Annotated in this window: 21 protein-coding genes; 11 read left to right on the forward strand and 10 right to left on the reverse strand. The window is 38.2% G+C overall.

Annotation, left to right across the window (positions count from 1 at the left end; translation table 11 throughout):
• Positions 1-53: 53 nt before the first annotated feature.
• Positions 54-1,397 (reverse strand): sigma-54-dependent transcriptional regulator, encoded by a 1,344-nt coding sequence (locus ACJ5H0_RS20905; RefSeq protein ID WP_411251896.1) that lies wholly within the window; start codon positions 1,395-1,397, stop codon positions 54-56.
• Between the two features lie 197 nt (positions 1,398-1,594).
• Between ACJ5H0_RS20905 and ACJ5H0_RS20910 the strand changes: the two genes are divergently transcribed.
• The 4 genes from ACJ5H0_RS20910 to ACJ5H0_RS20925 all read left to right on the forward strand — a co-directional run bounded on the left by ACJ5H0_RS20910 (position 1,595) and on the right by ACJ5H0_RS20925 (position 7,532).
• Entirely contained in the window at positions 1,595-2,836 is a 1,242-nt protein-coding gene (locus ACJ5H0_RS20910; RefSeq protein WP_273647647.1) for an efflux RND transporter periplasmic adaptor subunit, read from the forward strand.
• Between the two features lie 132 nt (positions 2,837-2,968).
• Entirely contained in the window at positions 2,969-3,691 is a 723-nt protein-coding gene (locus ACJ5H0_RS20915) for an ABC transporter ATP-binding protein (RefSeq protein WP_273647648.1), read from the forward strand.
• A 96-nt stretch (positions 3,692-3,787) separates the two neighbouring features.
• Complete coding sequence (locus tag ACJ5H0_RS20920) at positions 3,788-6,184, forward strand: ABC transporter permease (RefSeq protein WP_411251897.1); 2,397 nt, start codon at positions 3,788-3,790, stop codon at positions 6,182-6,184.
• A 49-nt stretch (positions 6,185-6,233) separates the two neighbouring features.
• Entirely contained in the window at positions 6,234-7,532 is a 1,299-nt protein-coding gene (locus ACJ5H0_RS20925; protein WP_172278031.1) for a TolC family protein, read from the forward strand.
• A gap of 100 nt (positions 7,533-7,632) precedes the next feature.
• Here ACJ5H0_RS20925 and ACJ5H0_RS20930 read toward each other — a convergent pair whose 3' ends face one another.
• The 3 genes from ACJ5H0_RS20930 to ACJ5H0_RS20940 are packed head-to-tail and all read right to left on the reverse strand — an operon-like array spanning position 7,633 to position 10,660.
• A complete protein-coding gene (locus tag ACJ5H0_RS20930) occupies positions 7,633-8,442 on the reverse strand; it encodes a DUF4249 domain-containing protein (protein ID WP_411251898.1) in 810 nt (269 codons plus the stop codon).
• Positions 8,443-8,445: 3 nt separating this feature from the next.
• Positions 8,446-10,386 (reverse strand): TonB-dependent receptor plug domain-containing protein, encoded by a 1,941-nt coding sequence (locus ACJ5H0_RS20935; RefSeq protein ID WP_411251899.1) that lies wholly within the window; start codon positions 10,384-10,386, stop codon positions 8,446-8,448.
• Between the two features lie 19 nt (positions 10,387-10,405).
• Complete coding sequence (locus tag ACJ5H0_RS20940) at positions 10,406-10,660, reverse strand: carboxypeptidase-like regulatory domain-containing protein (RefSeq protein WP_411251900.1); 255 nt, start codon at positions 10,658-10,660, stop codon at positions 10,406-10,408.
• 686 nt (positions 10,661-11,346) lie between these two features.
• On the opposite strand from ACJ5H0_RS20940, the gene ACJ5H0_RS20945 reads away from it, so the two are divergent.
• The 3 genes from ACJ5H0_RS20945 to putP all read left to right on the forward strand — a co-directional run bounded on the left by ACJ5H0_RS20945 (position 11,347) and on the right by putP (position 15,970).
• On the forward strand, positions 11,347-11,691 hold the full coding sequence (locus tag ACJ5H0_RS20945; RefSeq protein ID WP_411251901.1) for a YciI family protein: 345 nt from the start codon (positions 11,347-11,349) through the stop codon (positions 11,689-11,691).
• Between the two features lie 124 nt (positions 11,692-11,815).
• Positions 11,816-14,380, forward strand: coding sequence for a M1 family metallopeptidase (locus tag ACJ5H0_RS20950; RefSeq protein ID WP_411251902.1), 2,565 nt, complete (start codon positions 11,816-11,818; stop codon positions 14,378-14,380).
• Positions 14,381-14,473: 93 nt separating this feature from the next.
• Complete coding sequence (gene putP / locus ACJ5H0_RS20955; RefSeq protein WP_411251903.1) at positions 14,474-15,970, forward strand: sodium/proline symporter PutP; 1,497 nt, start codon at positions 14,474-14,476, stop codon at positions 15,968-15,970.
• Positions 15,971-16,089: 119 nt separating this feature from the next.
• Here the strand turns inward: putP and ACJ5H0_RS20960 are convergent, their stop codons facing one another.
• The 4 genes from ACJ5H0_RS20960 to ACJ5H0_RS20975 form a co-directional block, all read right to left on the reverse strand.
• The gene (locus ACJ5H0_RS20960) at positions 16,090-16,437 is read right to left on the reverse strand and encodes a 4Fe-4S dicluster domain-containing protein (protein ID WP_172278050.1); all 348 of its coding nucleotides are present in this window, start codon (positions 16,435-16,437) and stop codon (positions 16,090-16,092) included.
• Between the two features lie 66 nt (positions 16,438-16,503).
• Positions 16,504-17,067 carry an NADPH-dependent FMN reductase gene (locus ACJ5H0_RS20965; RefSeq protein ID WP_172278052.1) on the reverse strand — a complete coding sequence of 188 codons (564 nt, stop codon included), beginning with the start codon at positions 17,065-17,067 and terminating at the stop codon, positions 16,504-16,506.
• A gap of 5 nt (positions 17,068-17,072) precedes the next feature.
• Positions 17,073-17,573 (reverse strand): DUF2480 family protein, encoded by a 501-nt coding sequence (locus ACJ5H0_RS20970; protein ID WP_345989259.1) that lies wholly within the window; start codon positions 17,571-17,573, stop codon positions 17,073-17,075.
• Between the two features lie 30 nt (positions 17,574-17,603).
• Entirely contained in the window at positions 17,604-18,230 is a 627-nt protein-coding gene (locus tag ACJ5H0_RS20975) for a superoxide dismutase (protein WP_411251904.1), read from the reverse strand.
• A gap of 191 nt (positions 18,231-18,421) precedes the next feature.
• On the opposite strand from ACJ5H0_RS20975, the gene ACJ5H0_RS20980 reads away from it, so the two are divergent.
• On the forward strand, positions 18,422-19,042 hold the full coding sequence (locus ACJ5H0_RS20980) for a helix-turn-helix transcriptional regulator (RefSeq protein WP_172278058.1): 621 nt from the start codon (positions 18,422-18,424) through the stop codon (positions 19,040-19,042).
• Positions 19,043-19,094: 52 nt separating this feature from the next.
• On the opposite strand, the gene ACJ5H0_RS20985 is transcribed toward ACJ5H0_RS20980, so the two are convergent.
• The gene (locus ACJ5H0_RS20985) at positions 19,095-19,601 is read right to left on the reverse strand and encodes a DinB family protein (RefSeq protein WP_172278060.1); all 507 of its coding nucleotides are present in this window, start codon (positions 19,599-19,601) and stop codon (positions 19,095-19,097) included.
• Between the two features lie 538 nt (positions 19,602-20,139).
• On the opposite strand from ACJ5H0_RS20985, the gene ACJ5H0_RS20990 reads away from it, so the two are divergent.
• The 3 genes from ACJ5H0_RS20990 (at position 20,140) to ACJ5H0_RS21000 (ending at position 23,872) form a co-directional block, all read left to right on the forward strand.
• Positions 20,140-22,275, forward strand: coding sequence for a S8 family peptidase (locus tag ACJ5H0_RS20990; protein WP_411251905.1), 2,136 nt, complete (start codon positions 20,140-20,142; stop codon positions 22,273-22,275).
• Between the two features lie 131 nt (positions 22,276-22,406).
• On the forward strand, positions 22,407-22,949 hold the full coding sequence (locus ACJ5H0_RS20995) for a serine hydrolase domain-containing protein (RefSeq protein ID WP_411251906.1): 543 nt from the start codon (positions 22,407-22,409) through the stop codon (positions 22,947-22,949).
• On the forward strand, positions 22,880-23,872 hold the full coding sequence (locus tag ACJ5H0_RS21000; RefSeq protein ID WP_411251907.1) for a serine hydrolase: 993 nt from the start codon (positions 22,880-22,882) through the stop codon (positions 23,870-23,872). The genes ACJ5H0_RS20995 and ACJ5H0_RS21000 overlap by 70 nt, the downstream gene beginning before the upstream one ends.
• A gap of 132 nt (positions 23,873-24,004) precedes the next feature.
• Here the strand turns inward: ACJ5H0_RS21000 and ACJ5H0_RS21005 are convergent, their stop codons facing one another.
• The gene (locus tag ACJ5H0_RS21005; protein ID WP_172278067.1) at positions 24,005-24,631 is read right to left on the reverse strand and encodes an RNA polymerase sigma factor; all 627 of its coding nucleotides are present in this window, start codon (positions 24,629-24,631) and stop codon (positions 24,005-24,007) included.
• Between the last annotated feature and the right edge of the window lie 113 nt (positions 24,632-24,744).

Raw genomic sequence — 24,744 nt, forward strand, 5'->3', positions numbered from 1 at the left:
AAATATAAAATCTACTTTCTAACCTCTAACCTCTAATTTCTAGTATCTACCATTCATATCCCAAATTTCTCCATTCTCCTGTAAAGTGCAGCCCGGGAAAGACCTAAATCTTCGGCTGCCAGAGAAATATTCCCGGTATGTTTTTTCAATGCCTTTTTGATCAGTACTTCTTCCATTTCCTCGATATTAAGATTGATAATGGTTTGCTCTTGCTCCTCCGGCTGAGGCATCAGCAATTGGAGATGATGATCGGTGGACAGGATAACACTTCTTTCAAGACAATGATCCAGCTCCCGGATATTTCCCGGCCAGGAATAAGTGGTAAGGATAAGCATTAAACCTTCCGTAAGTTCCAGGTTCGGTTTATGGTATTTCTGTTTATAGCGGTCCAGAAAATACTGAGCCAGAAGACCTATATCTTCCTGTCTTTCCCTTAAAGCAGGGATATGAATTTCCACGGTATTGATACGGTAGTAAAGATCCTGGCGAAAGCGGTTTTCAGCTACCGCTTTTTTAAGGTTTTCATTAGTGGCAAAAATAAAACGGACATCCAGTAAGCGTTCCTTGGTTTCACCTAATCTCGACAATTTCCGGTTCTGAATAAGGCTTAATAATTTTGTCTGCAACTGTAGCGGTAGATTTCCGATCTCGTCAAGAAAAACTGTTCCATTTTGTGCATTTTCTATTTTTCCGGCGTAATCCTGGTGGGCATCAGTAAATGCTCCTTTTTTATAACCGAATAATTCTGATTCAAAAAGGCTTTCGGAAATACTTCCAAGATCAATATGCACAAAAGGCTGATTTTTTCTCTCCGATTGTTCATGAATAGACTTGGCAAGGACATATTTTCCCGTTCCGTTTTCTCCCAGAAGCAGAACATTGGCATCCGTAGGGGCCACTTTTTCGATTTGTTCTAAGACTTCCTGCATTTTCGGAGAATGACTATCAAGCTGATACTGATGGTTTTTCTGATTTATATTTTCCCACTGACTCAGCTTTTTATTTTTTCTGGAAATATCTACAGCGAGATTCACAGAAGCATAGAGCTTTTCATTATTCCACGGCTTCAGGATGAAATCCGACGCACCGTTTTTTAAAGCTTCAACCGCAAGTTCTACTTCGCCGTAAGCGGTCATAAGAATAATGGGAAGCTGAGGTTCAAGTGTTTTAATCTCCTTCATCCAGTACAAACCATCCTGGCCGCTTTCAAAACCTTTTCTGAAGTTCATATCCAGTACTACTGTATCAACCTGGTTTTCAGTCATGAATTTCATGATCTGTACGGGCTTACTAAGACAGCTGACCTCTGTGAAAAATTTTTTAAGCCAGACTCTTGCAGAAAACAAAATGTCTTCGTCGTCATCTACAATGAGAATGTGCGCTTCTTTTTTTCGCATATCGGTATTTGTTGATTGTATTAAAACTTATTCTTTTCTATTAAAAATGTTCATTATCGGACAAGAAGTGTCCGATAATGAACACCTGATCAACTCCTCTTATTAATATTATTTCAGATTATCAGACACTTATAAAAGTATAATTTTCTGGCATCTGTGTTGTGTAATTTACTGTAACAAAAAGAGTTATCTTTATTATGGATACGAAAATAGTAAAAAAGAAATCGAAATTAAAATTTGTTTTAGGGGGATTGGGAGCTATAGCTGTTTTGTCGCTTTCCGGGATGTATTTCAGCAGTCAGAAAAAGACCTATAATGTTTCGGCTGAAGATATCCAGACCGATAAGGTTACGAGAGGGAAATTTGAAGATATGCTGATGGTGAATGCACAGACACAATCGCTTAAATCTTCATTTGTAAATGTTCTGGAAGGAGGAGCGGTTAAGGAAATATTTGCTGAAGACGGTCAGATGGTCACCAAAGGTCAGCCGATAGCAAGAGTCTACAATCCGAATACCGAATTCAGCTATATGAATCAGGAAACAGGGATCATGCAGCAAATCAGCCAGATGAGGAGTACACTTCTGGAACTGAAAAATCAGGAGCTGGCTCAGGATAAGGAATTGCTGCAGGCACAGAATGATTATAATACAGCCCTACAGAATTTTAACCTTCAAAAGCGTCTCTATGATGCAGAGATCGGGAAGAAAACAGATTATGACATCAGTGTGCAGAATCTTACGTACCAGAAACAAAGGAAATCAATTGTAGAAAAAGGCTATTCCAGTGAAAAAAATTCCAGAAGCGCTCAAATGTCGGCAATTAATACATCGATAAACCAGATGGATAAAAGCTTACAAATCCTACATTCTAACAAAAATAATTTCCTGATCATGGCTCCGGCTTCCGGAAGACTTTCATCTTTCACAATATCGGTAGGTGAGAACCTTACGAATGGCCAAAGCATTGGAAAAATAGATCTGATGGACGGCTATAAGCTGGTAGCTAAAGTAGACGAATATTACATCAACAAACTGCAAAACGGAATTAAGGGAGTTCTGGATAATAACGGACAGGAAGATGAGGTGGTGATTACCAAAATACTTCCTGAAGTAAAAGACGGGCAGTTTTCAGCAGAGCTTAATTTCACGGACAAAAAGCCTGAAAACCTCAAAATAGGGATGACATTCGGAGTAAAACTAAAACTTTCGGCAGATACACAGAGTACCATGATTCCAAAAGGGAATTTTTATAAAGATACCAATGGGAAATGGGTGTTTGTGGTTAAAGGAAATAAAGCCGAACGGAGAAACGTAAGCCTGGGTAGGGAAAACCCTTTATATTATGAAGTGAAATCGGGGCTCCATGAAGGAGAAACGGTAATCATATCAGATTATGCGGATCTTAAAAAATATGAGATACTCACCATAAAAAAGTAAAAATATGAATACTTTTAATTCATATTGTTACAGAGATGAAGCCGATTCAGCAATTTAGGTAAAAGCTTCTCTAATGAACCTGGTATCAGGGATTTATCAACAATACATAATACAATTAAATATCAAATTATCATGATCAATATTCATAACCTTTCAAAAATTTATATATCAGAAGATGTTCAGACCCATGCATTAAATAAGGTAAGCCTGGGCATTAAAGAAGGAGAATTCCTTGCTGTAATGGGACCTTCAGGCTGTGGAAAATCTACTTTTCTCAATATTCTCGGACTTCTGGATTCCGCTTCAGCCGGTTCCTATCAGTTTTCAGGAGTGGAAATGGTGGGACTTAGCGAAAAAGGTAAATCGGATGTCCGTAAAAAGAATATAGGTTTCATTTTTCAGAATTTTAATCTGATAGATGAGCTTACCGTCTATGAAAATATTGAACTGCCCTTGATCTATAATGGGGTTTCCTCCTCAGAAAGAAAAAAGAAGGTGGAAGAAATTATGGAAAAGATAAATATCAGCCACCGGGCCAAACATTATCCCCAACAGCTTTCGGGAGGGCAGCAGCAAAGAGCAGCCGTAGCCAGGGCCCTTGTCACCAAGCCAAAACTGATCCTTGCCGATGAGCCTACGGGGAATCTGGACAGTTCTAATGGAAACGAAGTGATGAACCTGTTGGCAGAACTTCACAGAGAAGGCTCTACCATTGTTATGGTAACACACTCTTCCTATGATGCCGGATATGCTTCCCGAATCATCACCATGAAAGATGGAGAGATTTTTAATGAGGAACATGCTTCTCAGAGAAAAGATGTATTCGCTAAGGCGGATGCTAAAGAATTCGGATAAATCAAAATCCTTCAGTGTACCCATGAAGATCATGGAAATGATCTGTACCATCCATTATTAATAACAACAGAATTATGTTCAAGAACTGGCTTAAAATTGCTTTCGTCAATTATAAAAAAAAATGCGCTGTCCACCATTATCAATATATTTGGACTTACGATAGGGCTTACAGGATTTATGCTGATCCTGATGCATTGGAATGATGAGGAATCCTATGAAAAATGGAATCCTAAAAAAGATGATATCTATGCCTTTCAAACCTATTCTAAGGCAGAGAACTCTTACCGCAGCAGTATTTCTTATCCTATGGCATTCAATGCCCTTAAGAAAATTCCCGAAGTTCAGGATTACGTTCTTTTCTTTGGTACCGGAATCGGTAATAAAATGACTACAAAATACCATACAGCATTTCAGCAGGACGGTCTTCTGGCATCTGAAAGCTTCTTTCATTTTTTTCCTTTTAAGATTATTTCAGGAGGAGCAAAAGATGCTTTAAAAACAGAAACCTCTATTGCTATTTCCAAACAGACGGCTATCAGGCTGTTCGGAAAGACAAATGTTGCGGGGGAATCTGTAAAGATTGAAAATAAAGACTATATCGTTACCGCGGTATACGAACTTCCGGAAGGAAATACGCAGATAAAACCGGAGTTTATCATTAATCCTGTGGAACAGTTCAGAAGTGACCGTGACCACTGGAACGACTATCGTTATGCATGTTTCTTCATGTTAAAAAAGGGAGTGGATCCGTCGGTTTTCAGTGAGAAATTTAAAAGAGACATCATTGAAGTAAGGGCAGCGGTAGACGCAAAAGATTCTGGAATCAGCACCCAGCAATTTCTCGAAAAATATGGCCCCAACACCGTTTTACTGACTCCACTTGATAAGATAAAACTCCATGCGAAATCTTCCCCGCTGGCTGCAGGAGATTTTAAAACTGTGCTGATCTTGTTTATTTTATCTGTACTGATCGTTGTTTTATCTGCTATTAATTTTATTAACCTAAAAACTGCAGAAGCATCTCAAAGAGGCAAAGAAGTAGGAGTGAGAAAGGCAATCGGAGGAACAAGGTCTTCACTGATGAGACAATTTCTTTTAGAGACTTTTATAATTTGCATGGTATCCTATTTTATTTCGCTGGTGCTTACGGAACTCCTGCTTCCGAGCTTTAATAAGTTTTTTGATAAAGAAATAAAGCTGAATGACTGGCATGTCTTTCTTTATTCCCTGATCATGGTACTTTTGGTTACTTTGCTGTCAGGACTTATTCCGGCTTTTTATCTCTCCAGCTTTAAAGCTATTGAAACACTGAAAGGGAATTTTTCACGAAGTAAGCACGGGATATGGTTAAGAAACGGAATTCTTACCCTTCAGTTGATGATCTCTTCGTTTTTTATCATCGGTGGGCTTATTGTAAACAGCCAGGTAAAATATATGATGAATAAAGATCTTGGTTTTAATGGAAAGCAAATCATGCTGATTACCTTCAATGAAAACGATCCTAAACCGTGGCTGAAGTATGAGCGTCTGAAGTCAGAAATTTCTAAAATTGATGGAGTAGAAGCGGTTTCCTTTGGAGATGCAGTTGCGGGAAGTAGCAGGAAGAAAAGTGCTAATATCGATTATATGCAGGAGACTATTAATACAAACTACAGCTCCATGGATTACAACTACCTGCAGTTTATGGAAGTGAAATTGTTAAAAGGACGCTGGCTAAACCCTAATCTTGCCTCAGATACAATTAACAGTCTGATCGTAAATGAAGCATTTGTTAAAAAATTTGGCTGGACCGATGAGGAAGCTTTGGCGCGAAATTTAAATCCGGGATTCGATGACAATAAAAAATATAGGATTGTTGGGATCGTTAAAGATTTTAATCTTAAAAGTTTAAAATTTAAAGTAGAGCCCATTGCATTTTTCCATTACAAAGAAACCGCCGCAAACAGGTATGCTCTGCAAAGTATCCAGGTAAAGGTAAAACCTGATGATATTGAAGGAACAGTAAACAAGGTAAAAAAATACTGGGAAAACTCAGCTGAGCCGGGATATCCGTTCCAATACTATTTTGTAAATCAGAAATTTGCGAAAACCTTTGTACAGTATCAGAAACAGCAGACCTTATTTACTATTCTCAATGCCATGGTGCTTATGGTGGCTCTGCTTGGGCTTTTTGCTCTCTCTTCCCTGATGATCGAACAAAAGCTAAAAGAAGTAGCGATCAGGAAAACTTTAGGTGCGTCTGACCGTATTTTGGTCTTCGGACTGACCAGACAGTTTCTTTGGATTGCCATAATTGCAGTATTGATCAGTGTACCTATATGTTACTACCTGATGAACGAATGGCTGAAAGACTTTGCTTACAGAATTGATATGCCGTTATGGCCATTTATCGTCAGTTTCTGTGTATTGCTTGCATTGACATTTGCCGTGGTAAGTATAAAAGCGTACAAAGCTACAAAAGTCAATCTTGTAAAGTACCTTAAATATGAATAAGTAGCGCAATCATACTATATTTTTAATCTACTTAAATCAGAACGAACTCATGAAAAATTTCATTTTCATATTTTTTATCAGCCTGTATCCGGGGCAGCAAACCTGGAACCTGCAACAGTGCCTGGATTATGCATCTACGCATCATCCGTCAATAAAACAGGCCGCTGTTGCAGTAGAAAAGAATGACAGGCTGATCACCGGATCAAAAGGAATGCTCTTGCCAACAATAGAAGCAGGGGTAAACCACACGTATAGTTTCGGATCTTCAATCAACCAGTCCAGTAATCAACGTGAAGCTCTTAATACACAATACGATCAATTCAATGCAAGGGCGGATTGGGAACTGTTCAACTGGAAAAATTTCCTGAATATCTCTCTTTCTAAATTGAATAAAGAAACCAGTACCTACAAGCTTGCGCAGGCTAAAAATGAAGTAAAGCTGAATGTTATACAGATGTTCTTCACTTACCAGAACAGCAAAAGCTGGCTGGAAGTGCTGGAAACCCAGATCTCAGGCATTGAAGAGCAGATTAAACGGACTGAAAAGGAGGTGGAGATTGGCAACAGGCCCAAAAGCGATATCTATGATATAAAAGCCAATTTAGGGACTTTACAGGAGCAATGGGTATCCGCCAAGAACCAGCGCGACCTGTCAAGGATTAACCTTCTCAATGCTATGGCGGTAACACAAGATTCGATAGATTTTGTCATGGATAATGAGAATCCTCTTTCAGAAAGTGAATTTCAGGATCCCGACTTTACAAAAAGGCTTTTAGAAAAGAATCCGGCTTACCAGTCGGTGATGGCGGAGATTAATGCACAGAAAAAAAAGGAAGAGGTAGCAAGAGCCGGATATTGGCCAACTTTGAACGGAACCTATAGCTGGTCAACTTTTTATAATAAGGTTTTGGGAAAAGATAATGCGTCGACCCTTAGTTTTTCTGATCAGTTCGGACAAAATAAGAATCAATCCCTTAGTTTCGGCCTCAGTATTCCCGTTTTCAATAAACTTCAGGTAAAAACAAATGTTGAGATCGCAAAACTGAATGCTATCAATTCCAACTATGACAAAGAACTGGTAATTAATAATCTCACACAAACCATCAATTCCATAAAAGCCCAGTTTCTGAATGCACAGGAAAAATACCATCTTCTGGATCTCAATTTTGAAAATCAGAAACTGTCATTTCAGAAATCGGAAGAAAAATACAAAGAGGGTTTAATGGATGCCTATACCTTCTTCGTTGTAAGGAACGGTTGGCTCCAGGCCAATTATAATCTCATCAGCAGTAAGAATGATCTTATTCAGCAGACTGAATTATTAAAAGTGCTGGAATCCGGTTTATAAAAACGGTTCAGCAGAAAAATAAAAACCTATTTAACACTGATTATATTGAAGGCTATCCCGGATTTTCGGAATAGCCTTTTTTTAATTCAATCGTTATAAATTATTGAATTACAGCATTTCTTTTACTCAGAGTGTGAGCAGAAAAATAACCTAAAGCACCATTGCTGATGTTACTCGGCGGATTGGATGGAGTTACTCCACCACCGGGGCCGCCTCCATCAATGATTTGAAGCAATGCACTGTAGTACGTGAATACATTATTATCAATAGATTGCATTTCGACATGGATGGTGTCACCAACTACAACCTTGTGGCTGTTTCCGTCTTCGTCATCATTGGGAAGAAACAAAGGGCGCTGATTCAGTAATCCGTTATTGATATTATCTGAAAATACTTCAAGCGTCTTTTTAGGCTTGCTGTTGATAGTAAAGCTAAAAAGATAACGGTTTCCCAAGGCTACAGGATCCGTGAAAAGAGGCAAAAGGGTATAAGTGGTCTCTCCTCCGAATACAAAGGAATCCTGAGTAAGGCCATCGAAATTTACAGCTGCAGGCATAGTGCTTTGAGCAGTATATTGTTGTCCCTCAGCCTGTATTTTTAAAGTATAGGTCCTTCCCGATACTCCGCTGAAGTTGGTCGTCTGATATTTTCCGTCTCCGATATATTGCAGGGTTTCTGTCTGTCCCGTGTTATCGCTTACAATCACCTGTGCATTGGTAACAGCAGGATACAAATTATTTTCGGTAACCGCTACTGATTTTGTTATTCTTACAATATAAGGACCAGGTTGATCTGTAATGTTTCCTTCAATGACGATCTTTCCACTCTGATCAGCCAGATCAAGGTCTATTTCTTTTTGACAAGAGGTCAATAAAAACAAGGATAATATGATAAAAAATATATTCTTCATGATTTAAAATTTGAAATTGTAAGTAATATTAGGTACCCAACGGAATAATGAAGTTTGCATAGCACGCGTAGTTCCCGGATTATTTGGATTGTCTTCAAAAGTAATAGTATAGGCGTTTTCTCTACCATATATATTATAAATACCAAATGACCAAGATCCGTGGAACCGTTTGTTGGAATTAGGCTCATAAGTAGCACTTAGGTCCATCCTGTGGTAAGCAGGCATTCTATCCGCATTCCTACTACTGTACTGGAAAACGGTTTGTCCGTTCAGCTCATATTTTCCGGTAGGAAAAGTTACCGCATTTCCGGTGCTGTAAACAAATAACCCGGAAAAGGACCATTTTTGGTTTAGCTGATAGGTAGCCACAACGGATAAGTCGTGGGTTTTATCCATTCTTGCATTGTACCATTCGTTATCATTGATCCCATTGATTTTTCTCTCTGTTTTAGACAATGTATATGAGATCCAGCCTGTTAATTTCCCGCTTTTCTTTTTTGCAATCAATTCCAGACCATAAGCCCTTCCTTTTCCGAATAATAACTCACTTTCTACATCTGCTGCAGTATCAAAGGTAATTTGCGCACCGTTTTTAAAGTCGATCTGATTTTTCATTGATTTGTAATACACCTCAGCATTAATCTCGTAATTGTTGTTATTGAAATTTCTGCTGTAGCCTACACTTACCTGATCTGCAATTTCGGGCTTTACCGTATAGCTGCTCCCGATCCACTGATCTGTAGGGTTTCCGCTGCTGCTATTGCTCAAAAGATGCAGATTCTGGGTGTTTCTGGAGTATCCTCCTTTTACACTGCTCACTTCATTGATCCTGTAATTGGCGGTAATACGCGGTTCCGGATTTACATATGTTTTCCCGAATTTTCCTTTTTCAAGATATCTGCTGTCTGTAAGAACACCGTTATCATAACTATTAAATGTATCTCCACCTAAAACACTGAATGTAGAGAGCCGCACACCATAATTAATGGTCAGCTTTTCGGTTGCTTTGAAATCATCATTGATATAAATGGCATTTTCCCACGAATACCGTGGATTTCTTGGAAAGCTGCTGACACTTGTTCCTGAGGCACTGCTCGGTGTCAGGGTATGGTAAATGGACTGTAGGCCAAAACGAACCGAATGCTTATTTCCGGCAAACCATGTGAAATCCTGTTTAAGGTTCCAATCCTGGATCTCTGAGTTCAGTCCGAATTTATTATCATTACTTTCCAGGCTTACTTTATAATTATAGTCGCTGTAGATGAGGGAAGTGTTGGAGAATAATTTACTGCTGATGATGCTGTTCCATCGCAAAGTAGCGGTTGTATTTCCCCAGTCTGTCGCAAAGGTCTTCCCGATTCCCAAAACGTCTCTTCCAAAATATCCGGATAAATACAGTCGGTTATTATCATTGATCTGATAATTGGCCTTTAAGTTCAGATCATAGAAATACAGCTTGCTGTCCTTAAAATCCTCACTTCCTTTTAGAAATAAATCTGCATACGTTCTTCTTCCGGAAACTATAAACGATGATTTTTCTTTTTGAATAGGACCTTCCACACTTAATCTGCTGCTGATCAAACCAATTCCTCCATTGATATTATAATCTTTATTATTTCCATCCTTCATTTTCACGTCCATGACAGAAGAAAGTCGACCACCGTATTGTGCGGGGCTGTTTCCTTTGATGATACTGGCATCCTTTAAGGCATCACTGTTAAATGTGCTGAAAAAGCCCAACAGGTGAGAAGCATTATAAACAGGAGCTTCATCCAATAAAATTAAGTTTTGATCGGTAGCTCCACCTCTAACACTGAATCCACTGCTTCCCTCACCATTACTTTTGATCCCCGGCAACAACTGAATGGTTTTCATAACATCCTTTTCACCGAATAAAACCGGAAGCTTCTCAATATTTTTAATACTTAAAGTCTCGGTACCCATTTGGGCAGTAGAAAGGTTTTTATCTTTTTTTTACTCCGGAGATGATCACTTCATCAATCTTTGCTGTTCTCTCTTCTTCCTCCTGGTTCAGCGGAAGGTCCAGCTTGATATTCTTATCTACCGTGATGCTCTGTTCAAAATCCCTGTATCCCGGATATGAAATGATCATGGTGTAATTTCCTTCCAGTAGCGATAAAGAGTAGAAGCCATATTCATTGGCAACCACATTTATCGAAGGATCTTCAGCTACTTTTACGGTAACCCCAATCAACAATTCTCCGTTTTTTTTTATCCTTGATCGTTCCGCTAACCGTGTATTTTTGTTGGGCTAAAACGACCGTACTGAAACAGAGTGCAGCTGAGGCAGCCGCAATTTTAAAAAAAGATGTTTGCATTCAGTTTATTATTTAAGTAGTAGATTTTTTAAATATAGTAGTAGGGTTTAATGGTGGATTGTTACAAGGATTGAAAAGGAAGTTTAATTTAACTCAGGAAGAGGTTTTGAGGAATAGGTAAGTCACAGTTTTATAGTTTTTAGTGAATATTTTTAACTTAGAAATACGTCCTTTGAAAATATGCATCGCGAAAATAGGTATTTTGATTTGTAAAATACATTTATCACTGTTAATTTTCAAACAATTGTGAGTTTTGCATCATGGTCTTAGGTTTACGGATCGGCCAGTTACCGGATTTGATTCATCTTGTTATAGGAATAATAGTTTATTATTCATGAAAATAACTGAGAAATGATAAAAATATTGGATGGCAGATTAAAAAAATTAATAATTTTAAAAACTTTTCAAATTATTAAACACTAAAACAATAAACATGAAAAAAGTAACAGGCATCGGAGGTATCTTTTTTAAATGTAAAGATCTTAATAGGTATTTGATACCAATCATTAAAAGCTAATTTTAAAAGTTATGCTATGATTCACTCATTCCATTTAAATATAAAACAATGAAAAAATTTATCGTATTATTTAGAGAGCCTGATGGAAGGACCATACAACATCCTAATGATGATATTAAAGCTCATCAGGAAAATTGGAAGAATTGGTTTTCGACTTGGGGACAAAAGGGAAAACTGGAAGGTGGGAGCGGCTTAACATTAGAAGGGAGAATGATAAAAGATAATGGAAATACAGTCACCAATGAAATCTATAAGAATCATCATGAAATCGTTGGAGGGTATTTGTTGTTGAAGTGTACTGATTTTGACGAAGCGGTAGAAATAATGAAAACCTGCCCAATTTATGAATTTGATGGCTATGCTGAAATAAGGGAACTGCAAAATCAGGATTAAAAAGCCTTTGATGAAATGAACAATATAATCTATATACTATCTTTGGCTTTGCCATCCACCCTTGTTATTTCTGCATTTATCTTTTAGCTGCATTTAATTTCCGATCAATTCTTATATTTGATCTATGAAAAAAGGATTATTGACGTTATTTATTGTTGCATTTGCTAGTTATTCTCAGGCACAAATGAAATCCCCGCCAAGGGTAGAACAAGGAGTTTCTTACGAATTGGCACAGTTCAGAAAAAATACATTAAGCGGCATCAGATATGAGCTTAGTTTAAACATCCCAGAAAGCAAATCCGAAAGGATAAAGGCAAATGAAATTCTGCATTTTACCTATAAAAAACAGGATGAAGCTCCGTTACAAATAGACTTTAAGGAAGAAGCCGCATCTTTAATTTCTGTATCTGTAAACGGTAAGGCAGTAAAACCGGTTCTGGAAAATGAACATATAATAATTGAATCCAGATTTCTTCAATCAGGAGCGAACGAGATTCATTTTACGTTTCTCGCAGGTAATGCAGCATTGAACAGACGTGATGGTTATCTATATACTCTTTTTGTTCCAGACCGGGCCAGGACTATGTTTCCCTGTTTCGATCAGCCCAATCTGAAAGCCAATTACACGTTATCTCTTACGATTCCTGAAAAATGGAATGCTTTAGCCAATGGAAAACTGAAAGAAACAAGTATCCGGAAAGGAACAAAAACATTGAATTTTGCAGCTTCAGACCAGCTTCCAACCTATTTATTTTCTTTTGCTGCCGGAGATTTTAAAGATTTTACAGCAAAAATCGGAAAGGAAGATTCTAAAATCCTATACCGTGAAACGGATTCTGTGAAAATTAAGAACAGTATGGACTCTGTATTCACACTCTACCGAAATTCCCTGGCTTACTATGAGAAATGGACTGACATTCCACATCCATTCCAAAAGCATGGAATGGTTGCGGTACCTGATTTTCAGTTTGGAGGTATGGAGCATCCCGGGGCTATACTATTTCAAAACTCAACCTTGTTTTTAGATAAAAATGCCACCCAAAATCAGCTAAACAGTCGTTCCAATCTTATTGCTCATGAAGTAGCCCATTTGTGGTTTGGAGATATGGTGACAATGGATTGGTTCAACGATGTCTGGATGAAAGAGGTATTTGCCAATTTTATGGCAGACAAAAGTACCGGAGCTGCATCAGATAAAAGTGTATATGATCTCAAGTTTTTAACGACACACTTTCCGGCTGCTTATTCAGTAGACAGGACTCTAGGAGCGAATCCGATCCGTCAGACTCTGGATAATCTGAAAAATGCAGGAATGATGTACGGTCCTATTATTTATAACAAAGCCCCCATTATGATGAGACAGCTGGAGCTGTTAACAGGAGAGGAGAATTTCAGGAAAGGAATTGATGAATACCTTAAGAAATATGCATACAGCAATGCAACCTGGCCGGATCTTATCAGGATTCTGGACCAATATACAGATGAGGATTTACAAAGCTGGAATAAAGTTTGGGTGAATGATCCCGGAAGACCGGTTTTTGATAATGAAGTACAATATAAAGGGAATACGATTGATCAATTTACGATCTTACAACATCCCGAGCATGGAAAAGAGCATAAATCCTGGCCACAGGAATTCCAGATTGCTTTATTTTATCCGGACAGGGTTGAAAAAACAGAAGTTAAAATTTCAGGAAGACAGCAGGAAATTACAGCATTAAAAGGAAAAATGAAACCTCTTTTCATTCTTCAGAACTCTTCCGGTATTGGATACGGCATATTCGGTATAGACAAAGGAATGCTGTCCAACTTTTCTCTGGTTAAAGATCCTGTCAACAGAGCGAGCGCCTATATTTCATTATATGAAAATATGCTGGGAGGAACGGGCATTAGTCCACAGGATTTGTTGTATTTTTTTACAGCACAACTTCAAAATGAAACTTCTGAGCTGAATCTACGCCTTATCATGGGATATATTTCGGGTATTTACTGGGAATTTTTACCGGAATCTCAGCGGATAAAAGAATCGGAAAATTTAGAAAATACCTTATGGAAAGGGTTACAGGTGCAAACCACAAAAAATAATAAAAAAATTCTTTTTGACGGATACCAGGTAATCTTTCAATCTAAAAAAGCGTATGATAATTTGTATGCCATCTGGAAATCACAAACTCCACCCGAAGGTGTGTCTTTGAATGATGAGGATTATACAGGACTTGCGCTTTCCTTATCATTAAGGAATAACAACAATAATGATCTCCTGCAGGAACAGTTAGCTCGTATTAAAAACCCGGACCGGATCAACCGTTTTAAGATCATTATGAAAGCGGCATCTTCAGATCAGAAAATCCGTGATGATTTTTTCAAAAGCTTATCCGAAAAACAAAACAGAACCAATGAATCTGCCGTGGGGGCTGCCGTAGGATATTTACATCACCCATTGAGACAGCAGACTTCTATCAGCTATCTTCCAAAAACTTTAGAATTGTTACAGGAAATACAAAAAACCGGAGACATATTTTTTCCTGATAACTGGCTTCGTTCTGCATTCGGAAATTATCAGGATCCAAAGGCACTTGAAATTGTCAATCAGTTCCTTTTGAACAATCCGGATTATAATAAAATCCTGAAGAATAAGATTTTGCAGGCCTCTGATAATCTGAGAAGGGCCCAAAAACTTGTAAAATAAACACTTTTCCTGCTTGTTCAGGAGGATTTGTATGAACAGGTATACATCTGTTTTTCAGAAAATGGTTATATTCGGTGTCGTAAAAAAAATGATATGCAAGTATATGAAGCAATTTCTGTCGGATTATACCTGTTGCTGATGATTGGCATAGGTATTTATTCTTACAGGAAATCAACCAGTAATTCAGAGGAATTTTTAATAGGAGGAAGAAAAATGGGAGCAGCTGTTACCGCGCTATCCGCCGGGGCTGCCGATATGAGTGGCTGGTTGCTGATGGGAGTTCCCGGGGCCATGTATTTTAGCGGAATCTCCAGTGCATGGATCGCGATAGGGCTCACGATAGGAGCTTATCTCAATTATATTATTGTCGCACCCAGACTCCGGGTATATACAGAGGTTGCCCAGAATTCCATTACACTTCCGGTATTTTTTGAAAACAGATTTAAAAACAAAAATCACCTTCTCAAAATAACTTCGTCTATTTTTATTCTTGTGTTTTTTACCCTCTATACTTCTGCAGGAATGGTTTCAGGGGGGAAATTATTCGAGTCCGCATTCAGGATGGACTATACTGCCGGTTTATTATTAACGAGTTTGGTTGTGGTATTATATACATTTTTAGGAGGATTTCTTGCGGTGAGTTTAACGGACTTTGTGCAGGGAACAATTATGGTACTGGCGCTTGTCATTGTACCGATTGTCGCTATTTCTGAGATAGGAAGTGTTCAGGAAACTTTTTCATTGATCGAAGCAAAAGACCCAAAGTACCTGGACCTGTTTAAGGGAACGACCACGGTGAGTATTGTTTCCCTTCTTGCGTGGGGATTAGGATACTGTGGGCAGCCACATATCCTGGTTCGTTTTATGGCAATTGATAAGCCGAAAGATCTGATCAAAGCAAGACGGATCGGAATCACATGGATGATCTTTACTGTTGCTGGCGCTTTAGCAATAGGGTTGGTAGGAATTGCTTATCTGCAAAAGTTTGATGTAAATACCATGATGAAATTTGATGCTTCAAAAACTGAGGCAGAGACTATTTTTATTTATTTCTCAAGGATACTATTCCATCCGTTTATTGCAGGATTTTTGCTTACAGCGATTCTCGCAGCAGTAATGAGTACCATTTCATCTCAGTTGCTGGTTACTTCGAGCTCATTAACAGAAGACATTTACAAAGCTTTTCTGAATAAAAAAGCAACCTCAAAACAATTACTGATCGCCAGCAGGCTTTCCGTTCTGTTAGTTGCTGTTGTTGCTATGTTATTATCATTGAATCCAAAGGATAGTATTCTTAATCTTGTGGGAAATGCATGGGCAGGTTTCGGGTCTGCATTCGGTCCTTTGATTTTACTATCTCTTTTATGGAAAAAGACAACGTGGCAGGGTGGTTTGGCAGGAATGCTGGCCGGAGGTATAACCATCCTATGCTGGGTGTATATTCAGCATCCACTGAAAGACTGGTATGAAATGATTCCCGGATTTACCCTTTCATTCATCACCAATGTTATTGTTTCATTGGCTACCTATAAACCTGATCCGGTTATTGAACGTGAATTTGATGAGGTAAGCCAGATCATTAAGGAATAAAATAGAGATGCATTAAGATGCTCATTATACTAAAAGCCAACTCTGTACAGTTGGCTTTTTATTTTACATTCAAATCTTTATGTAGGAAATAGCTGTTAAAGATTATGGTTTTGTTAATCTCAGGTATGCAAAAACCGCTGACGGCTAAATAAAACTTCTTCGCTTTCCCGATGTTCAGGATCATCAACACAACAGTCTACCGGACAAACCGCTTTGCATTGAGGCTCTTCATGGAAACCCTTACATTCTGTACATTTTCCCGGGACAATATAATAAACATCATCAGAAATAGCCTGGTTATAGGCATTGGCATCTACTTCCGTACCGTCAGGAAAAATAGTTTTCCCGGAAAGCTTTGTTTTATCCTGCCAACGCCAGTCGATGGCACCTTCATAAATTGCAGAGTTCGGGCATTCCGGCTCACAGGCTCCACAGTTGATGCACGCATCCGTTATTGTTATAGCCATGATATCAATCGTTTAGATTCTTTAATAAAGGTACGGGATTTTATATTATCAATCCCGATGTTTTCTTTATACTTTGGAATAAATTATTTTTTCTATCCTGTTTGTGGTTGCGATGCTGATCAATCTGTCCAGCTTATCTGAATAAAGGGGAGAGATTTTATTTTCCGCATCAAACAGGGACGTTCTGATCATAGGAACACTGTAAGGCAGCGGCCATGCCCGTAACGATTTAGCAATAGAATCCATTGCGTTGATTCCCTGCATGGCCTGTAAACCATCTGCCCAGCATACAAGGCCTACTGTCTTATCTGTAAGGTAAGGCTGTTCATTGTCAGCGGTTACCTCAAGCCAGTCCAGGCAGTTTTTCATTACACCCGGAATGCTTCCATGATAGAGAGGAGCGAGCCAGAAGTGAATATCTGCTCCCAGGAACAATTGGGTCATACGCTCTACAGCCAATGGTGTTTTGGTAAGGGTAATATCATAAAGTGGAATACCGGAATCAGCGAGGGCAAATGTTTCATGAATGATGCCCAGCTCTTCAAGTTTATCCGTAAAATATTTGGAAAGGATCCCTGAAGTGGATTTTGGTCTTCTCTCCAAAGCGCCGTTGAAGATAATTGCTTTCATTTTATTTAATTTTTTAATATGACTTTAGGAAGGCCTACTTCACCATACATCAGACTTTTGACAAATGGTTTCATAAGCTGGGTGATTAAAAGATAAAGAGCAGGAGAAGTTTCGGATCTTGCTTTAACAACAATTTTAAGATCCTTATACTGCTCCGGTTCTACATTTTGAAGTTCTTTTTTCCAAAGATCCAGAAGGATCTCTTCTGAACTGCGTATATCTGTGTAAACAGAATACCCGGATAATTTATCCATCAGTAACATATATGCCCACGGTGGAATGATGGCCTCTGTAGAGCAGATAACAGCGACGGCTTTTCCAGTGTACACCGAGAAATCAATAGATGACAGGGACTCTTTAAATTCTTTTTCTTTGAGGATCATTCCCATGAAGAGATGATCCTTAAGATCAAACTCAACAATCTCTATAGTGGGTTTATAATCCAAAAGATCAAATGGAATGATTCCCGAAGCCTCAGCTTTATTAATAAAAATATTCTGGTTCATAAGTAGGCAACCTGTTTTGTTCTAGGAATGTTATTTGATTTTTGAGAGAGCTTCTTCATATTTTTTCTCTACTGATGCCCAGTCAAGAACTGCCCAGAATGCATCCAGATAATCTGCTCTTTTATTTTGGTAGGCTAAATAATAAGCATGCTCCCAAACATCTATTCCCAATATGGGAAACCCTCTGTTGGTAGATTGAATATCCATCATAGGATTGTCCTGATTAGGGGTTGAGCTTACGGCAATAGAACCATTGAATTTTACATAGAGCCAAACCCATCCCGAACCAAATTGTCCCAGACCTGCTTTTTTTATCTCAGTTTTAAGGGTATCTAGGTTTCCAAAAGTGGAGTCGATTACCTCTGCAAGTTTTCCCTCAGGAAGAAGTTTAGGTTCAGGAGAGAGGATTTCCCAAAATAAAGAATGGTTAAAATGTCCACCGCCGTTATTTCTTACAGCAGGGCTGTACTCACTGATCCTCTGTAGAAGAGAATCCAGATCAGTCTCTTTTTCTTCGGCCTGTTCTAAGGCAGCATTTAGATTATCAACGTATGCCTGATGATGTTTTTGATGATGAATAGTCATTGTTGCTTTATCAATAAAAGGCTCTAATGCATCGTAAGCATACGGCAGCTGGGGTAGGGTAAATGCGTTCATTACTTTGATTTTTTATTAATGTGTTTCAAAGGTAAACATTTATTTCAATTAAACAACTTTTATGTTGTTTAATTGGTGATCCTATTGAGTCCTCCCATATATTATAAATGACTGATTTGTCGTTATAAAGCCGATATAATAGAAAATGACTATCTTTGTTGTAAGAAATAAAACAACCTATATATTGCCAAATGAAAAAACCGGCAGCAGATCGTATTCTGATGTTTTTAAAGATGAGAGGGGAAGCTACTTCGCTTTTGATCTCTGAAGAACTCTCCATAACAAAGGAAGGGGCGAGAAAGCACTTGCTAAATCTTGTTAAAGAAGGACTTATTGAGTCTGTTATCAGGAGTGAAGGAGTGGGGCGTCCTTCCACTTATTATATCCTTACCCGAAGGGGGCTTTCACAATTCCCGGATACCCACGCTGACGTTACCGTACAGCTTCTGAAGTCTGTAAAAGACCTATTGGGAGATAATGCACTGGATTTATTGATCAATGACAGGGAAAAAACGACGTATCAGAGGTACGAGAAAGCGCTTACCAAAGCAAAATCGTTGGAAGACCGACTGGAAATTCTATCAAAAATAAGGAATGACGAAGGATATATGGCAGAATGGACAAAGGAAGGAGCTGATTATTTTTTAATAGAAAACCATTGTCCGATCTGTGCAGCTGCAAGTGAATGCCAGGGGTTTTGCCGGGCAGAATTATCCAATTTTCAGAACCTGATAGGTTTGGACTATAAAGTAGAAAGGGTAAAGCATATCCTGTCCGGAGCTCAGAGATGTGTGTATAAGATCAGTGTATAATAGCCTGATCGGAGGAGAGGATAAGGGCAATATGCAATTAAGAAAAATATCTTTATTCTATTTTCACACTCATTTCCTGTACTTCTTCTGCCGAAAAGCCATAAATCTGAGGTGTTTTTACATCCAACAGGTTCAGGTAAATATAAAGTTCGCCTCTGTGGTGGATTTCATGTTCCAGCATTGCCCGCAGCCATTTCCATATTGTAATTTCCTGATTCGCGGGAGTAAGACACTTCTTATACAGGTCTTCATCCGATAGCCGGCTTATAATATCGATAGTCTGCCGGTGCATTTCATTAAAATATTTCAGGATGTTGTCATAACCATCTGCCAGCTCTTTTCCGCAGCCCTGATAAGCACTCCTTCTTCCTGCAATGGTTTCTCCGTACATATAACGTTCAATGGCTGCAATATGCCTGATCTGGTCGCCTACGGTAAACTTTCCCGGTTTATATGAAAAATCAAGGTGTTCCGGCTGGATAACTTCCAGCAGCCGAAGGGTTCGGGACCGTACTTTTTCGTAATAATCAATAAATGACTGTGCTGATCTTATCTCCATCGTATTAATTTTATTTCTGTCAGTTTAAACTTAAAAGATGTCTTTATAGGTCCAAACATTTTGTGAATATATGAAAATCTGAATTTACTGTTTTTATGATCTTTTAAGGCTGATCAAAAACAGAAGTACTTAACATAATAAAAAAAGTCTACTATTTTAGTAGACTAATTGAAAGTATATTTTATATTTGCAGCCATATTCAGATAATAAATTTACAAAATTGATGTTATGTGTTTAATTTATTCAACTTATTCTTATGTAATGTATAAATCATTTATAAGCCGGAAGAAGGGAAATTTTTTATTGAATATTAATTGCAACTTTGTTGCTTTTTAAAAATTTTTTATTATTATTGCAATTAAATTGCATTAATAAAACGTGATCCTTTCAAAAAAAATAAATAATTCATGGATTATTAGAAAATAAAGGATAATAATTAAATGCAGGATGGATTTTGGTGAAGTGCTTTTCTGAGCTGTAAAAGATGCTCTTTTTGGATTGATTTTTAACTTAAAAAACATATTTAAATTTACCACTAATGAAAAAACAATTACTTGTAATCAGCACCCTGATGGTTAGTCTTGCGAGTGCTCAATCCAATGATATCTTACAAAAAGAATTCGAAAAGCAAAACAGAGAAAACAACGACAGGTTTGATTCATATGTAGCCAAACAATATGGTTCCGCTAAAGGAGCAGCCAATCAAAAGGAAATTGAAGAGCAAAGAAGCAATCTGGCAGGATTTCTACCTGATGGAAAGCCTTACTTCTACAAACAGCAGGATATAAGACAAGTTCAGAATGCCAATGCTGACGCTCTGAACACAGCGGGTAGTGTAGCGGGACTTACCAATGCATACAAAGGAGAGAATATTAAATTTACGGTCTTTGACGGAGGAAGGGTTTATGCTGCTCATCCCGCATTTGACAATGCAGTTGGTAGAATTACCAATAGAGAAGCTTCAACTCAGATCTACAGTGCACATTCAACAGGAGTTGCCGGATTTATAGGAAGCAGGGCATTAACCATTTCAGGAACTTTAAATGGTGCGGCAGTTACTGGAAATATCCAGGGAGTTGCGGTAAATTCAACCATAGATTCATATAGATTTGCTCAAACAGTACTACCGGGAAATACAGCGGCAAGTAATGTATTTCAAAAAATATTAATTGCACAGCCTAAAATATCCAATCATTCTTACGGGGTTAATCCAGGTTGGGATGTAGTAAAAGATGCTAACGGAAGCAATGTCTGGCTATGGAATGGTGCTTATGATAGTCCTGATACCTCTTTTGATACTCAGGGATCTTATTTATCCAATGATCAGAATTATGATCAGATCGTATACAGTAATCCTTCTTATATTATAGTAAAATCAGCAGGGAATTCTTTCGGATATGGCCCTACAATGCCAGGAACCACAACATTTCCAAAGTATTACAGAGACAGCAATGGTAATCTGGTTCAGTTTGCTTCTACAGATACTTTACCTGCAAATAATTGTGCACAAGGCTATGACTGTATAGGTCAGGGCTCATTAGCCAAAAATATTATTGTGGTAGGCGCTACAGATGTGATCTCTACGAATAACTTTAAATATTCTGTTCCTTCGGATGTGGTGCATTCTGATTACAGCAGTGCAGGACCAAGAGATGACGGTGGAATAAAACCGGATATCACAACCACGGGTACAAATGTGTTTTCAGCTTCTACAGCAGAAGATACTACGGGAAGTGTGAAATATGATTATGGAAGTGGAACATCTTATTCCGCCCCGGTGGTAACCGGAGTAATCGGTTTATGGTCCCAGATTTACAAAGATCTATTTTCTGATCAGCTTCTTAATGCTGCCAGTGCTAAAACTTTAATGGTTCATTCTGCTTCTGAAGCAGGTAATGTAGGTCCTGATCCATGGTTTGGCTGGGGATATATCAATGCAAAAAAAGGCGCTGAGCTATTGGTTGGAAAAGCAAACAATACTGTAGTTTTCAATAATGAAACTCTCAATAACGGTGTTGCCAACACAAAAGTGATAAAAGCATCAGGAACTGAACCTCTAAAAGTAACCATATCCTGGATTGATCCTGCTTACAATGTTCCTGCGAACCTAACCTGGGGACAAGTCTATAACAACAGAAGCTCAAGATTGGTGAATGATCTGGATCTGAGAATCATTGATACGACGAATAATACGGTTTATACTCCATGGAAACTTGATGCTGCTAGTCCTATGACCCCGGCAACCAAAGGAGATAACACGGTGGATAACGTGGAACAGGTAGTCATTGATGCTCCGGTTGCAGGTAGAAATTACAGGATAGAAATCACAAATAAAGGGAATCTGGTGAATAGTGCCGGAGCAGGGGCCCCTCAGGATTATTCGATTATTGTTACAGGCTACAGTGAACAAGTTCTTGCAACAAGTGAGAGAGGAATTGCAAAAACCGAAAGTTTAATCATTGCTCCTACCATTACCAAAGATGTGGTTAAAGTACTGAAAGCACCTAAAAACTCAACCTTCAATGTGTATGATCTTTCAGGTAAAAAGATACAAAGCGGAACGATAAACACCAACGAAGCGAGTGTAGATTTGTCTTCGAATGCCAATGGTATTTACATTATTGAGGTAAAAACAGATAAAGAAACGATCTCTAAAAAAATTATTAAAGAATAAGCCGTAATTCTTTCTACTATTTTTTGTAATTAAAGGCACCGGTTGTGATTTTACTTTTATAATATCATATTCCGGTGCCTTTTTTTGTAATATATTGCAGGTTTATATTGTCTTATCACAAATGCCTCGAAATGAAAAGTTACTTTTTACTCATTCTTTGTATATTTTCTTCCTATGGATATGGCCAGGAAACAGCTTCAGCCATTGAAGCCATTATTAAAAGAGAAATGGCAGAACGCAAAATTCCCGGTCTACAAATCGCTGTAGTTAAGGAGGGTAAGGTGATAGTGAAAAGATCTTTCGGAGTTGCCAATGTACAGGATCAGGTTCCGGTTACAGATACGACTGTTTTTGCTATTAACTCCTGTACGAAAGTATTTACCGGTACCGCTATTATGCAGTTAGCTGAGCAAGGCAAAGTTGATTTGTCTGCACCCGTGTCCCGGTATCTGGATGATCTTCCGGAACAATGGCAGAAAGTGACCATAGAACAAATGATGACTCATATTTCAGGTTTTCCTGAGATACTCAAGTTATTTGATCCGGCTACCGGTGATACATCGAAAACTGAAAAGAAATCTGGGACGAACTTAAGGGATTGCCTATGGAATTCAAGACAGGTGAGCAGTTTAGCTACAATCAAACGAACTATTATCTACTGGGAAAGATTATAAACAAACTGAGTGGGAAGTCTTTTGATCAGTTTTTTAAAGAGGAACAGTTTCAAAAAGTTGGAATGCCGCATACATTATTTGGAGACTCCAGGGATGTTATTCCTCATTTTGCACCCACTTACCGTTACAGAAATATGACCGAAGGGGAAAATGGGAATCGGCAAAAGCTAGTCAACGACTATTTTATATTTCCTTCCTATAGCAGAACCGGAGCTGGGCTCAACAGTACGGCTGAGGATCTGGCCATGTGGATCATTGCGCTGCAGAGTGGAAAGCTTTTGAAGACAGAAGAATCTCTGCAGAGAATGTGGAAACCTACAAAAATGAACAATGGAAGTCAGACCATGTGGTCACCCGGTTGGGGATTGACGAAATTCAGGACAAAACACAAGGCTATTGGAATGTCAGGAGGAGGAAGATCTGCATTTTTGGTGTATCCTGATGATCATCTTGCCATTATTGTGCTTACAAATTTAGCAGGAAGTTATCCTGAAGAATTTCTGGAAGAGCTTGCCGGAGTATATTATCCGGAAATTATTAAATCCGATCCGGTTACTTATCTTAGACTTCATCTAAAAAAGAATGGTTTTGATAAGGCAATAGAACTGGTTAATTCGGAAAAGAAAAAGAATCCGGATTTCAAGCCTCAGGAAGCTGAACTTAATAATTGGGGGTACCGGATGATGTCTGAAAATGATATCAAAAATGCTTCCGAAATTTTTAAACTGAATGTTTATTTGTTTCCCAATAGCTGGAATGCGTACGATAGTTACGGAGAAGCATTATTAAAGTTAGGAAATAAAAGTCAGGCTGCCATAATGTACCGAAAATCAATAGACCTGAATCCTGATAATGAATATGGAAAAAAAGTCCTCAATGAGATCCTTACAGCAAATGGGTCCACAAATTCATCGGTTAAATAATGAGAATCGTAAAATGAAAAATGATTTCAGGTATTGATCTTGGATTTTTTTCAACAGGAAATAACAAGTAAGTATAACAAAATCCGGCCCCTGTGAAACAGGGCCGGATTTTTATATCAGATTTAAATGATTTTAAGAATACAGATTGGGCATCATTTCCATAAGAATCAGAAGGGAAACAAGTTTTTTGGAAGATTCATAATTGGGATTAAGCTTTTCCCGGATTTCATTCAGGGTTTTACTTAAATTATTACTCACCGTTTTATTGCTTAAATTAAGGGCTTCAGCAGTTTCTACCACAGACATGTTCTGGCGGATTCTAAGGTCATATACTTTTTGTTCAGTGGGAGTAAGTTGGGAAATCACTTCATCGATCATAGCAAACAGTTCCGTAATATCATTTTCCTCCAGTATTTCCGCATATTCCGCGTCTGTGATTTCGGCTAAGAAATCTTCGCTTTCATCTACATATACTTCCTGGATCTTCCTGATGCTTGCATAATAGTCCAAAATACGGTAATGGATGAAACGAAATAAATAACCTTTGGCACTTTCCTCCTCATCTGTCTGTACAAACTCCGGATTTTCCAGAATCCTGATCCACAGGTTCTGCAACAGCTCTTCAGTAGCATCCCTGTCCTTTGTCCGTGTGAAGATCATTGTATAGAAACTATCCCAATATCTTTCATACAATATCGCAAAAGCAGGCCGGTCGCCCGATTTTATTTTTTTTAATAAAGTATAGTCTGTAGGTTTCATAATGTCTGTTACAAATTTACCTAAACTAATATTAATGTTTTGTGAATTATATAACCTATAAGATTAAATATTTCTGAAAATATTTTCATTTTTCCACCTATAATGTATCGAAT

The organism is Chryseobacterium proteolyticum, from assembly GCF_046591535.1.
Classification (GTDB): Bacteria; Bacteroidota; Bacteroidia; order Flavobacteriales; family Weeksellaceae; genus Chryseobacterium; species Chryseobacterium proteolyticum.